15 protein-coding genes are annotated in these 13,295 nt (G+C 48.9%); 11 read left to right on the top strand and 4 right to left on the bottom strand.

All coding sequences use genetic code 11. From position 1 onward, the window contains the following. The first annotated feature begins 1 nt into the window (after position 1). The gene (gene xth, locus R2103_RS06045; RefSeq protein WP_317530599.1) at positions 2-769 is read left to right on the top strand and encodes an exodeoxyribonuclease III; all 768 of its coding nucleotides are present in this window, start codon (positions 2-4) and stop codon (positions 767-769) included. A gap of 7 nt (positions 770-776) precedes the next feature. Here the strand turns inward: xth and R2103_RS06040 are convergent, their stop codons facing one another. From R2103_RS06040 to glnA, 3 genes are all read right to left on the bottom strand, one after another. Further along, positions 777-1,226: a DUF4124 domain-containing protein gene (locus R2103_RS06040; RefSeq protein WP_317530598.1), complete on the bottom strand. Its 450-nt coding sequence runs from the start codon at positions 1,224-1,226 to the stop codon at positions 777-779. A gap of 37 nt (positions 1,227-1,263) precedes the next feature. After that, positions 1,264-1,713, bottom strand: a complete 450-nt coding sequence (locus R2103_RS06035; protein WP_292666105.1) for a DUF4124 domain-containing protein — start codon at positions 1,711-1,713, stop codon at positions 1,264-1,266. Positions 1,714-1,897: 184 nt separating this feature from the next. Then, a complete protein-coding gene (gene glnA / locus R2103_RS06030) occupies positions 1,898-3,307 on the bottom strand; it encodes a type I glutamate--ammonia ligase (RefSeq protein ID WP_090316785.1) in 1,410 nt (469 codons plus the stop codon). Between the two features lie 295 nt (positions 3,308-3,602). On the opposite strand from glnA, the gene recQ reads away from it, so the two are divergent. Further along, positions 3,603-5,423 carry a DNA helicase RecQ gene (recQ, locus tag R2103_RS06025; protein ID WP_317530597.1) on the top strand — a complete coding sequence of 607 codons (1,821 nt, stop codon included), beginning with the start codon at positions 3,603-3,605 and terminating at the stop codon, positions 5,421-5,423. A gap of 86 nt (positions 5,424-5,509) precedes the next feature. Further along, positions 5,510-5,695, top strand: a complete 186-nt coding sequence (locus R2103_RS06020) for a membrane lipoprotein lipid attachment site-containing protein (RefSeq protein ID WP_317530596.1) — start codon at positions 5,510-5,512, stop codon at positions 5,693-5,695. 102 nt (positions 5,696-5,797) lie between these two features. Here R2103_RS06020 and R2103_RS06015 read toward each other — a convergent pair whose 3' ends face one another. Beyond that, positions 5,798-6,403: an FxDxF family PEP-CTERM protein gene (locus tag R2103_RS06015; RefSeq protein ID WP_317530595.1), complete on the bottom strand. Its 606-nt coding sequence runs from the start codon at positions 6,401-6,403 to the stop codon at positions 5,798-5,800. Positions 6,404-6,880: 477 nt separating this feature from the next. Between R2103_RS06015 and R2103_RS06010 the strand changes: the two genes are divergently transcribed. From R2103_RS06010 to R2103_RS05975, 8 genes are all read left to right on the top strand, one after another. Continuing rightward, positions 6,881-7,324 carry a hydrogenase maturation protease gene (locus R2103_RS06010; protein ID WP_317530594.1) on the top strand — a complete coding sequence of 148 codons (444 nt, stop codon included), beginning with the start codon at positions 6,881-6,883 and terminating at the stop codon, positions 7,322-7,324. Next, positions 7,321-7,923: a HupE/UreJ family protein gene (locus R2103_RS06005; protein ID WP_317530593.1), complete on the top strand. Its 603-nt coding sequence runs from the start codon at positions 7,321-7,323 to the stop codon at positions 7,921-7,923. Before R2103_RS06010 ends, R2103_RS06005 begins: the two co-directional genes overlap by 4 nt. Positions 7,924-7,946: 23 nt before the next feature. After that, positions 7,947-8,288 (top strand): hydrogenase maturation nickel metallochaperone HypA, encoded by a 342-nt coding sequence (hypA, locus tag R2103_RS06000; RefSeq protein ID WP_317530592.1) that lies wholly within the window; start codon positions 7,947-7,949, stop codon positions 8,286-8,288. Between the two features lie 12 nt (positions 8,289-8,300). Continuing rightward, a complete protein-coding gene (gene hypB / locus R2103_RS05995; protein ID WP_317530591.1) occupies positions 8,301-9,218 on the top strand; it encodes a hydrogenase nickel incorporation protein HypB in 918 nt (305 codons plus the stop codon). Then, positions 9,142-10,332: a carbamoyltransferase HypF gene (locus R2103_RS05990; protein ID WP_317530590.1), complete on the top strand. Its 1,191-nt coding sequence runs from the start codon at positions 9,142-9,144 to the stop codon at positions 10,330-10,332. Before hypB ends, R2103_RS05990 begins: the two co-directional genes overlap by 77 nt. A 30-nt stretch (positions 10,333-10,362) precedes the next feature. Continuing rightward, positions 10,363-11,220 (top strand): Hsp33 family molecular chaperone HslO, encoded by an 858-nt coding sequence (locus tag R2103_RS05985; protein ID WP_317530589.1) that lies wholly within the window; start codon positions 10,363-10,365, stop codon positions 11,218-11,220. Between the two features lie 176 nt (positions 11,221-11,396). Continuing rightward, positions 11,397-11,786, top strand: a complete 390-nt coding sequence (locus tag R2103_RS05980) for a response regulator (RefSeq protein WP_317530588.1) — start codon at positions 11,397-11,399, stop codon at positions 11,784-11,786. Positions 11,787-11,801: 15 nt separating this feature from the next. After that, positions 11,802-13,241 carry a HAMP domain-containing sensor histidine kinase gene (locus R2103_RS05975; RefSeq protein ID WP_317530587.1) on the top strand — a complete coding sequence of 480 codons (1,440 nt, stop codon included), beginning with the start codon at positions 11,802-11,804 and terminating at the stop codon, positions 13,239-13,241. Positions 13,242-13,295: the final 54 nt, after the last annotated feature.

Here is a 13,295-nt window from a genome sequence, read left to right as displayed (position 1 = left end):
CATGAAATTAGCAACCTGGAATGTAAATTCGCTCAAAGTAAGGCTACCGCAGGTAATCGATTGGCTGCAAACGAACCAGCCGGATATGCTGTGTTTGCAGGAAACCAAGTTAACCGATGAAAACTTTCCGGCTGCTGAAATTGCCGCGGTTGGCTATGAGTCGGTTTTTACCGGGCAGAAGACCTATAACGGTGTCGCAATTCTCAGCAAGCAAAAAGGAAGCGAAATCATTACCGCAATACCCGGGTTTGAAGACGAGCAAAAACGCGTGGTGGCGGTAACCTATGGCGATATGCGTGTCATTTCCGCGTATGTGCCGAACGGCGATACGGTCGAATCGGAAAAATATCAATACAAATTACGCTGGCTGCCCGCCTTGACCGGATGGTTACAACAGGAACTGAAGAATTATAAGAAACTGGCCATCCTGGGCGATTTTAATATCGCACCGGAAGATCGCGATGTCTACGATCCGCAATTGTGGCAAGGTAAAGTATTGTGCAGTCAGCCAGAACGCGCGGCATTCGGTGATCTATTGAAGCTGGGTTTGACGGATAGCTTCCGCTTGTTTGAGCAAGCGGAGAAATCGTATACCTGGTGGGATTACCGCATGATGGCTTTCCGCCTGAACCGGGGATTACGCATCGACCATATTTTACTCAGCGATGCGCTCGCCAATGTCTGTACAAGCTGCGCGGTAGATAAAGCGGTACGGAAGCTGGAGCGCCCTTCGGATCACGCGCCCGTTGTGGCCGAATTAACCGCCTAAGTTGAGATTACGGGTTGCTGCGGGATACTTCCTGAAGTCCTTTTTTCAATGTTTCCAGATTCTTTTCCCGTGCGTCCATTTCTTCACGCATTCGCTCAACCCGGTTGAGATAGCGCTGATAATTACGCTCACTGCCCAAGCGATCCGGAGCACCGTCTTTGTATTCACTTTTTAATTCGCCCAGGCGTTTCTCTTCTTCCGTTATTTTGCTTTGTATTTTCTCGCGCTGTTCCTCGAGTTTCATCGCTTCACGGCGTTTTGCGATTCTTTCTTCGACATCGCCGGAATCGACCGAAGGCACCACCACAATCGGCGGTAAATCAATTTTCTTGGCGTTGCTCGACGGTACGTTGGAATAAGTCACATTGCCACGCTCGTCGACATGTTTATAAACACCGGCTTGTATCGAATAGGAAAAAAAAGCCAGAACAATCAACAAGGAATTATTTCTTTTCATGCATTACCCTATGGACCGGTTGTGATTTATAGAGCAGCTACAGTCTGGCGAGTTCTTTCTTTAAGGCAGTGATATTTCTTTGATGCTGGAATAACTTATTCCTAAGCTGTACCACTTTTTCATGCGGATTGTTTGCTTCAGCGGCATCGCCGAATTGATCCAGATGCGTTTGCGTATCGATGAAATGCTTTTCTTCGGCCGACAATTCCTTTTGCAGAATCTGGCGGCGTACCGTATCGCGTTCCTTTTGCGTCGTATCTTTTATACGCGGCGCATTTCCATTGGACTGTAATTTGGCCGGAGCGGATTCGGAATTTCTGGAATACGACGCAATGGATATTTTTTCCGAGTTAGGGATGCGGCGGTTAGTGAAGGTGATATTGCCGTCCTTATCAACATGCTTGTAGATGTTTGTTTCAGCAATAGCCTGCGATATAGAGCTCAACAAAATAAGGGCGAATAGGATTAATAATGTTCCGGTTTTCATATTTTGCTAGAAGAATGTTGATCACAATTACCGCTACCCGATCAGTCTACCAATGATTTCTCTAACGAAAAGCAAAAAAAGAGCGAATAAATCCTGCTTATTGCGCTTTACGGTTCTATTTTTTCATGCCTCTCGATCTCGTCACGATGGTTAAAATCAATTTGAATTTCCCGTATTCTCAAATTTATAAGCTGTAATACATATCAAATTCAACCGGATGCGTCGTGGTGCGCAGTAAAATCACCTCATCCATTTTCAGTTGAATGTACGCATCGATGATGTCATTGGAAAAAACACCGCCGCGGATCAGAAAATCGCGGTCTTTATCCAGGCAATCCAGCGCTTCGTCCAATGACGCGCACACATTCGGCACTTTGGCTGCTTCTTCCGGCGGCAAATCGTACAGATTCTTGTCCATCGGATCGCCCGGATGGATTTTGTTCTGAATGCCGTCGAGTCCGGCCATCATCAGCGCGGTAAACGCCAGATACGGATTGGCGGTCGGATCGGGGAAACGGACTTCGATACGCCGCCCCTTGGGGCTGCTGGTGTGCGGAATGCGAATAGAGGCCGAACGGTTGCTGGCGGAATAAGCCAGGTTGACCGGCGCCTCATATCCGGCGACCAGCCGTTTGTAGGAGTTGGTGCTGGGATTGCATATGGCATTCAGCGCTTTGGCATGTTTCAGAATACCGCCGATGTAATACAGTGCGATCTCGGACAAGCCAGCGTAACCATTGCCGGAGAATAAATTCTTACCGTCCTTCCAGATGGATTGGTGCACATGCATGCCGGATCCGGCATCGCCCACGATCGGCTTGGGCATGAAAGTGGCTGTTTTACCGTATGAATGCGCCACATTATGTATGACATATTTGAGCACTTGATTCCAGTCCGCGCGTTTAACCAGACTATTGAAACGGGTGCCGATTTCACATTGCCCCGCCGTGGCGACTTCATGATGATGCACTTCGACGCCGATGCCCATGTCTTCCAATGTCAGGCACATCGCGGAACGGATATCCTGCAGCGAATCGACTGGCGGTACGGGAAAGTAACCGCCTTTGATCGACGGGCGGTGACCGATATTGCCGCTTTCGTATTTGATCGCGGAACTCCATGCGGCTTCTTCGGATTCAATTTTGACCGAGCATCCGGACATACCGGTATGCCAGCGCACCGAATCGAAAATAAAAAATTCAGGTTCCGGACCGAAATAAGCCACATCGCCGATCCCGGTCGATTTTAAGTAAATTTCACCCCGCTTGGCCAACGAACGCGGATCGCGGCTATACCCCTTGCCATCCGCCGGCTCGACCACATCGCACGTCATCAGTAATGTCGGTTCATCCATGAAGGGATCCATGTTAGCGGTATCCGGATCGGGGATCAGCAACATATCGGATGCTTGAATACCTTTCCAGCCGCCTATCGATGAACCGTCAAAAGGATGACCATCTTCAAATTTATCCGCATCGAAGGTATGCGCAGGTACGGTAACATGATGTTCTTTACCGTTAGTATCGGTAAAGCGTAAATCAACAAATTTAACTTCATTGTCTTGAATCAATTTCAAAACATCATTTACCACCATTTTTTCTCTCCAGACTAGCGTGACAAATTGTATAAATAAAGCTGCAATTAGATAGAATTATACCAGCACAATAACGCGAATGATTTGAAACGATGCAAACGATTGCGGACTGACCCAGCAGAAACTTCCAAGTGTCAGGGTGTGCATTCTACTGTACTATCGCCAGTCAAGTCTTTACGATTCGCACCATAGCAAGACGGAGCGATCGCTTGAATGTGTTGCTTATTCCCCTGAAATCAGAAAAATAGCGTTTCTTACCGAAGAAAATCAAGACCATGTAGTAGCCACATCCGGAATGTCCAACGCACTCACTATACTCAAGGAAGTTTTTGGTTATCCCGCCTTTCGCGGACAACAGGCTGAGGTCATCGAACACCTCGCCAGCGGTGGCGATTGCCTGGTTTTGATGCCGACCGGCGGCGGTAAATCGCTGTGTTATCAAATTCCGGCGTTGTTGCGCGATGGTGTTGCCATCGTCGTGTCCCCGTTGATTGCCTTGATGCAGAATCAAGTCGCGTCGCTGCATGAATTAGGGGTGCGCGCGGCGGTGCTGAATTCCTCGTTATCGCAGCAAGCCGCGGCGGAAGTTGAACAGAAGCTTCTGGCGGGTGAATACGATTTACTGTATGTCGCGCCGGAGCGGCTGTTGACAGCGCGGTTCCTCAATCTGATCGCACGTATTCCGGTTGCGCTGTTTGCCATTGACGAAGCGCATTGCGTGTCGCAATGGGGGCATGATTTCCGTCCGGAATACATACAGTTATCGGTACTGCACGAACGTTTTCCGGATGTGCCGCGTATCGCGCTGACGGCAACGGCCGATATGGACACCCGCAAGGAGATCATTGAGCGGCTCGGATTGGACGAAGCCAGGATTTTTGTTTCCAGTTTCGACCGCCCGAATATCCGCTATCAAATTATCGATAAAACCAACAGCCGGGCGCAATTACTGACATTCCTGCGAACGGAACACCCCGGCGACGCCGGTATTGTGTATTGCCTGTCGCGCAAAAAAGCCGAGGAAACCGCGGCATGGTTGACCGCCCAGGGTTTGCGCGCGGTCGCCTACCACGCCGGCATGAGCATGCAGGAGCGCAGTCTGAATCAGGAAAGATTTCTGCGCGAGGAAGGTATTGTGATGGTTGCCACCATAGCTTTTGGCATGGGAATTGATAAGCCGGACGTACGGTTTGTCGCGCATCTGGATTTACCCAAAAGCATTGAAGGTTATTACCAGGAAACCGGCCGCGCCGGACGCGACGGACAAGCGGCCAATGCCTGGATGGTGTACGGTCTTGGCGATGTCATTCAGCAGCGGCGCATGATCGAAGAATCGGACGCGCAGCTCAAATTCAAACAAGTTGCCGCCCGCAAACTGGAAGCCATGCTATCACTGTGCGAAACAACCACCTGCCGACGCTTGCGCATGCTGAGTTATTTCGGTGAAACCACCGATGATATGACGGCGTGCGGCAATTGCGATGTTTGTTTGAATCCGCCGCAAGTTTGGGATGCGACGGTGGAGGTGCAAAAGGCATTATCCTGTGTTTACCGCGCCGGGCAAAATTTCGGCACGGGTCATTTGATCGATATTTTGCGCGGTAATCTGACCGAACGTGTCAAAGAATGGCATCACGACCGGTTGACTACATTCGGCATCGGTAAAGAATTACCGGAAAAAACCTGGCGCGCGGTATTCCGTCAGATCATCGCACTGGGCCTGCTATCGGCTGACAGTGTAAGTCATGGCGCATTGCACCTGACCGAAGCAAGCCGCGCCGTGTTGAAGGGGCAGCAAGCCGTACAGCTGCGACTGCAAACCCAAGCGGGACGGGCATTTGAAAAACGGCAAAGCGGTGATTTGATGTTGCTGGATGCAACCGAACGATATCTTTGGGAGCAATTACGTGCATGGCGCGCAAAAATGGCTAAAGAACATGGTGTACCGGCGTATGTTATTTTTCACGATGCGACCTTGCGCGAACTGGCGCGGCAGTGTCCGAAAACGCAAGAAGAATTACGCCAAGTCAGCGGTATCGGCGCGCGCAAGCTTGATAAATATGGCGGCTATCTGATTGAAATCCTTCGCAGTTGTGAGTCAGCAGCAGGACAGTAAACTACTTGTTTGAATATTTAGAGTTCTGTTATATACTCGAATCCCTAATTAAATTTGGGTATTTTAAAGAGAAAGGAACGATTAGAATGATGAAAAAATCAATTTTTGCTGCAACTTTATTAGTTTTCTTAGCCGCTTGTTCAAACGCCAACATGGGTGATCCCAATGCTTCGAATGCCGATTGTCAGTTTGGCGTAGGTGGCAATGGTGAATGTCTCAAAGAAGGACAAGATCCACGGCCTTATGGTGGTACCAGCAAACCTGGGCACTAACCCTAAAGTAACAAAGCATAAAATAAAAAACCGCCCGAAGTGGCGGTTTTTTATTGCTACATAATCCGATGTACACAAGACATATCGGACAACAGACACAAATTAAATTTGCTTACGGCGCGCACTGTAGCCTACCAGACCTAACCCAACCAGTAAGATCGCGTAAGTATCGGGTTCCGGAACTGGGCTGATGGTACGGGAAAAAGAAGTGACGGGATGCGAGTGTGGATATGAATGTGGCGTCAGGGAACTCACCGAAAAAACCAGTTCGCCCCGATTGAAATTAAGCCCCGCCCAATTCACATACAAATGGTTTGCATCAAAACTCAAGGTGGGTGTGCCGCTCACCGCGGTATTGGAAACCAGACTGAATGATGCAAACGGATTGATACTCGCAGATACATCACTAATTGCAAAACCATTAAATTCGGTAGGCGAAAAATTGCCGCTATGCGCAAAGGAAATCACGAATTCATCGCCGCTGAAGTCTATGGTACCGAAACCATCGACCACATTCGATATTTCCACACCGGAATTCACCAGATAATCGCCATTACCCGCCGAAGCATACGGCGTACTCAAGTTCGGAAAATAGTACTGATAATTGATCGTGTGTCCGTCAAAAACACCGGCATTAGCCATACTGGTGACTGAGCCCAAGCACAGTGCAACAGAAACCACTACCAATCGAAAATAACTTTGCATCATTTCACTCCTTTAAAATTTAACCCGCGCATCAAACAATTCACTGCTAAATCATGCTGCCTATGATGCAGTAAGCACTCTGAATTAAATAGGGAAAAGTGTCATGAAATTAATAAGATGAATGCACCGAATGTGCCCTAGTCGGTTTGTAGTTGGGATTAACCGGGAGGTGAGCGGCTAGTGTCCCGGCCGGTATCGGATTACAGCTCGGTTGAATATGGTAAGTGACTAATTTATTGCTGCAATCGTAATTACTGCGAATAGGCGATGTACCAGTATACAAGCTGCAAAATGACGGTTTATTCATCCTGGTTGACAGATCAATCTTGAACAGGACCGGCAGTTAATCCGCAAGCAGTCAAAGAAAAATCATACTTTCTGTAAAACAATACATAAAATCACCATCACAGATCACAAGAAAGTTTTAATGAAACAATCTCACCGTCATAAAAATACCCAGCTAATGTATTCAGGCAGCGCATGAACAAGCTATTGCTATTCGGCTATGGAAATCCCGGACGCGGGGACGATGCATTAGGCCCCCTGCTAGTGGAGCATATCGCTCAGTTACGACTGGCGGATGTCGCTTGCCTTGTTGACATGCAATTGCTGATTGAGCATGCTGCGGATTTAACGGGCTTTGACCGGATTATATTTGTGGATGCGGATATGTCGTGCCAGGAACCTTTTGAATTTTCAGCCGTGACTACGGAAAAAGACGGCAGTTATACCAGTCATGCCTTAACACCGGCAGCGTTGCTGTATGTTTACCAGCAAATCCATTCGCATACCGCACCGCCTGCTTTTCTACTGCGCATCCGCGGTTATCGCTTTGAATTGGGAGATTATTTAAGCATTCAAGCCAATGAAAATCTGGCTGCCGCCATATTAAAAATTCAGCAATGGTATTTACAACAACGATGAAAAAAACGGTTCCGCCATTGAAATTTTTTTGGCTTTTGTTATTGATCATACCGATTCTGATCGCATCACCCCTGGCTTTTGCGCATACCGGTGACGGACCGCATAACGGGTGGCTGCACGGATTCGCGCATCCGTTGAGCGGGCTGGACCATATGCTGGCAATGATTGCCGTCGGCTTATGGGCCGCGCAAGCGCATGGTCGTATTGTCTGGCTTTTTCCGCTGATTTTTGTCGTGGTGATGGGTTTGGGCGGTTTATTCGGCGCGATCACCCTGCCACTCGCTTTCGCGGAGCACGGCATTATGCTGTCGCTGGTGATGCTGGGTGCACTACTCGTTTGGCGCAAACATTTACCGCTCAGTGTCAGCTTGCTGTTGATCGGATTATTTGCGCTCAGTCACGGCTATGCGCATGGCAGCGAAATGCCGCCCAGTATATCGCTGCCCTCCTACGCTGGGGGTTTTATGCTGGCGACGATGCTATTGCATTTGTGCGGCATCGGCTTGGCCCTGTTGTGCAAAAAATTTGCCGGCACCCGGTGGATTCGTTTTAGCGGTATCATCATTGCCGGTTATGGCGGTTTTTTATTAATCCCGTAAGCCGCCGGATAATGAGGTAATACATGCATGAGCTATCGCTTGCCGAAAGCATCTTACAGCTCATTGAAGACGCCGCGGTTGAGCAAAAATTCACACAAGTCAAAACGGTATGGCTGGAAATCGGCCAACTGGCTTGTGTCGAGCAGGAATCGCTGCGTTTCTTTTTTGCTGTGGTAACGGAAGACAGTATCGCCCGGCAGGCCAAGCTGGAAATTATCGAAATCACTGGACAGGCGATGTGCGATCAATGCCATCAAGTTACTATGATCGCCGCCTACCATCAGGCGTGTCCACAGTGCGGCGGCTATGGGCTGAATGTCACGCAAGGCGATGGCATGCGCATCAAGGAACTGGAAGTGGAATAAAAGGAATCGATTATGTGTACAACTTGTGGTTGCGGCATTGGGCAAACGCGCATTAACGGTCAATCGATGCGGTCGCGGCATCATTCAAATACCCGGCTTCACTATCGCCCGTTGCAATCCGCGCATGATCATGCGCATGAAAAAGTAGCCGCACCCGTAACAGCCAATCACGCAGCCGATACGCTGCATTTCGGCACCGGCATCGCGGGTACGCACGCGCCCGGTATGAATCAAACGCGAATGGTGAAAATTGAGCGTGATATTCTGGCAAAAAATAACCAATTCGCTGCTGAAAATCGCCGGTATTTAGCCGAGCACGGTATTTTTGCACTGAATCTGGTTTCCAGTCCGGGTTCCGGCAAAACCACGTTGCTCGTCAAAACGATTGAAATGCTGCGCGACCGGTTCCCGATTGCGGTGATCGAGGGCGATCAGCAAACCGACCACGACGCCGCACGTATCCGCGCAACCGGTGTCCCGGCATTGCAAATCAACACTGGTAAAGGCTGTCATTTGGATGCGCACATGATTGGCCAAGCTTTACAGCAAATGGTTGTAGCAGATAACAGCGTGTTATTCATCGAAAACGTCGGCAATCTGGTGTGTCCATCCGGTTTTGATTTGGGTGAAGCGCACAAAGTGGTCATTCTGTCCGCCACCGAAGGCGAAGATAAACCGCTGAAATATCCCGACATGTTTCATGCCGCCGATTTAATGTTGCTGAATAAATGCGATTTGCTGCCCCACTTAACTTTTGATGTCGATTTGACCATTGACTATGCGCACCGCGTTCATCCCGGATTACCCGTGCTGCAAATTTCCGCCACGCAAGGCAGCGGCATGCAGGCCTGGATTGATTGGATTAGCGCGGAATGCCTTCGCGCAGCAGCAAGCGAGTCTCCGCAACATATCGATTCCGCGCTTGGCTAATCCACGCGGTACCACTATCCCGCTGGCCATCAGCGGTCCTTCCGTTCTAGCTTGCGGCGCCTGGCTGAAAAATACCATTTGTGTAACGCAAGGCCATCGTGCACATATCTCTCCGTTGATTGGCGACTTGGCAACAGTAGAAGCTCGTCAGCAACTAAATCGAACCGTGCAGCGTCTATGCCAGGATTATTCCATTCAGCCGGAAATCGTCACGCACGACCTGCATCCGGATTTTTACAGCACGCAATTTGCGCAAACATACGCTGAACAGCGGCGTATTCCTGCATTGGCCGTACAGCATCATCATGCCCACATCGCTGCCATTTGCGCCGAACACCAATTGATTCAGCCGGTATTAGGCTTGGCGCTGGATGGTGTCGGTCTGGGAACGGACAACACACCTTGGGGCGGTGAGTTGCTATTGGTCGATGGCGCTCGTTTTGACCGGCTCGGTCACCTGACGACTTTGGCTTTGCCAGGCGGCGATCGGGCCGCACAAGAACCGTGGCGCATGGCCGCGGCAGCGTTATTCCGCTTAAACCGCAGCGCTGAAATTACCTCGCGTTTTCCAGATCAACCGGCGGCGGCGACGGTTGCCGCGATGCTGGCACAAAATCTGAATTGTCCCCATACATCCAGCATGGGGCGCTTGTTCGACGCAGCGGCCGGATTGCTGGACGTCAATGCGATTCAATCGCATGAAGCACAAGCCGCCATACAATTGCAGCAACTCGCCGAACAACATGGAGAAACTGGTGCGCTGATGGACGGTTATCGCATCAGCGCTGACAACCAACTGGATTTCTCGTCCTTACTGTCGGCATTGATCGATTGCCGTGATGCCGGACATGATGCCGCCTACGGCGCCGCGCTATTTCATGCCACACTGGTTGCCGGATTGGCGGCGTGGATTGTGCAGGCGGCCGAGCAACATCATATTTCACAGGTAGCGCTGGGTGGCGGTTGTTTTCATAACGCGATATTGCGGCACGGCTTGATCCATCACTTGATTGCATCGCCGCTCCAAATCTTCATCGCACGGCAGATGTTGCCGGATGACAGCGCAGTTGCATTAGGCCAGGCATGGGTGGCATTGCAACACAACCGGTTATAATGACGGTTTCTTACAACCGAAGGCCTTAGAATGAGCAACAACTATGTACAACGCTTTCTTCTGGAAAATCTGGACATCCGCGGTGCCATCGTACACCTCGACTCGGTTTGGCAAGCCCTATTAACCGGGCGCAACTATCCACAACCGGTGACCCAGCTGGTAGGAGAGATGAGCGCCGTCACCCTGCTGCTGGGCGAAAATCTCAAGCAAGCCGGCCGGTTGACCATCCAATTGAATGGCAATGGTCCCGTTTCGATGTTGGTTATCGACTGCACCGATACTTTACATATTCGCGGCATGGCAAAACACGCAGAAAACATCGCAGCGCAGCCTGTGTCCGAACTGCTCGGTGATGGTCAATTGCTGATCACATTGGACATGCCGTCGATGCGCGAGTGTTATCAAAGCATCGTACCGCTCGACGGCAACAATATCGCCGAAATCTTTGAGCATTACTTCCGCCAATCCGAGCAACTGCCCTCGCGCTTATTTTTGATCACCACGGATACCGCCATTTTTGGCTTATTGCTGCAAAAACTGCCTAATGCCGATCTGCAAGACCCCAACGGCTGGGCGCGCGCCGAAGCACTGGCGGCGACAGTGCATGATCATGCACTATTCGACTTGACTGTGGAAGAAATACTGACCCGCCTGTTTTATCAAGAAACCATCCGCATTTTCGATGCACAAACCATCCAGTACGGCTGCCGGGAAGATCCCGCCAAGATATACGCCATGCTACATTCGCTCGGCCGCGAGGAAGTCGATTCAATCCTGAAAGAATTCGGCGAAGTGGTTGTCAACGATGACATCTGCAATCGTGAGTACCGTCTGGATGCGCTGGCGGTTGATACCATATTCCGCGAGGCAGGGCCGACGGTTCATTGAGTTACAGCATATATCCTGCTAGAACTCATATATTATCGATATCTGCCGTTTTATACTTCACATATTTTTCACATTTGCTAAGATATGATCGGCTCAAGAATATCCCCGGTGAGCAAACGGTTTCTTTCTTGTAAGAAGCCTGACCGGGTTCACACGATGAAGTTAGGAGAATGATGATGGCACCACGAATAGCACATGTTGACGATGATTCCGATATCCGCGAAGCGGTTGAACGGATTCTTTGCAAGAATGGATATGAAGTTAGCAGTTATCTGTCCATGCAAGATTTTATCGATTCACTGGAAGATGAAAGCAAACGCCCTGATCTGGCAATTCTTGATGTAATGGTCGAATCCATGGATTCCGGTTTGACTACCTATGCAAAGATTCACAAACGCTTTCCACAAATACAAACCATTTTTCTCACCTCCTTGGGCGATATGATCAGACCTTATTTTGAGGATGGCTCGCACGAATGGGTGTGTATCATGGAAAAACCTGTCGAACCGGTAAGCTTATTGGCAACGATCAACGATCGATTAAAGCATACGGGAGAGGCTGCCTAGTTGGATTATGTGAAAATGGCGACAACTGAATTTTCCTGGGATAAATCCAATAGTCAAAATATTCTGCTTGAAATAAAAGGCGACAAACTCAAGCTCAGCGATGATGTATTAATCAGTAATATTCGCTGGTTTATTACTTTCCGCTGGGCATTAATTGTCACTTTGGTTTTCTTCGAAATCCTGATGCTATCGGCGTCGAATGTATTGACGCAATTTGGAATCAGCGAGCAGCAAAAATGGCCGGTCGCCATCATCATCGTACTGGTTGTCGCTAATATTGCTTACATCTTTGCATTAGACCGTTTCAAACCGGGTAAATATAACTCCCCCTCGATCAATCTATGGGTACAGATCATTGTCGATTTGATCTGTTTGTCTGTTGTTGTACATTATATTGGCAGCACGACTACACCCATTTCATTTTTCTATGTGCTGCATATTGCGCTTGCCTGCATCTTTTTTTCTACCCGCGAAAGCTTGTATGTCACCATTTTAGTGTGTCTCATGGATACGATAGTTATCATTGTTGATAACTTCCTGATCACGCAAACGCAAACGCCACTGTCAACATTGGTCAACAATCATCTGCTGTCGGAAAATGCGCGTAAAGATGGGGCAATGTTATGGATGTTTTTTCTCGATATCTTATTTTTTATCGTTTGGTATGTAGTGTCGAGACTTTCCCTGATCGTCCGGGCGCATGAGCGCCACCTGCTGGATGCTTATAGGCAAATCAATCAGGCGCAAGTCGAAAAAGATCAATACGCCGTGCTGATGACGCATCAGCTCAAATCGCCGTTGGATGCCATCCGCAGCAAAATCAATTTGATTAAAGGGGGTTATTGCGGAGATGCTTCAGACGGCGTAAATGAAGCATTGGACAAGATTGATAGCCGCGCACAAAGTATGTCGAGCTTGATTCTCGACTTGCTCAGACTCGAGCGCTTGAAAGATACCTGTCTTAATACCGCAGTGTTCGAGACAATCGACATTCAAACCACACTGCAAAAATGTATTGAGAAATTAACGCTCGTTGCCAATGCCAAACATATCGCATTCAATTTATCGATTGAAAATTTCTATTGCAAGGTTATCCCCGATCAACTGGAAATACTTCTGGAAAATATTATTACCAATGCGATCACCTATTCGCATGATAATACAGCGGTAGAAATTACATCCGCCATCAATCAGCGGGACCGAAGTGCTAGTATCACCATTACTGATCACGGTATAGGCATAGAGAATAAAGACTTACCGAATATATTCAACGAATATTTTTATTCGCCCAGGGCGGCACTGCATAACAAGGCAACCAGCGGAATTGGCTTGTCCATCGTAAGAATCGCGGCAGAAAATAATAAATTAAAAATCAAAGTGACCAGTGAACCCGGCGCGGGTACTTCGTTCACCGTAGTGTTTAACGATATCGAATTGCCCGATGACGATCACTAGGGAAAACCCACTGACAACCTTCGTTTATCGATACCAACCCTATCCTATTGATAC

The organism is Nitrosomonas sp. Is24, assembly GCF_033063335.1.
Taxonomy (GTDB): domain Bacteria; phylum Pseudomonadota; class Gammaproteobacteria; order Burkholderiales; family Nitrosomonadaceae; genus Nitrosomonas.
This window is presented reverse-complemented; position numbering and strand designations above follow the sequence as displayed.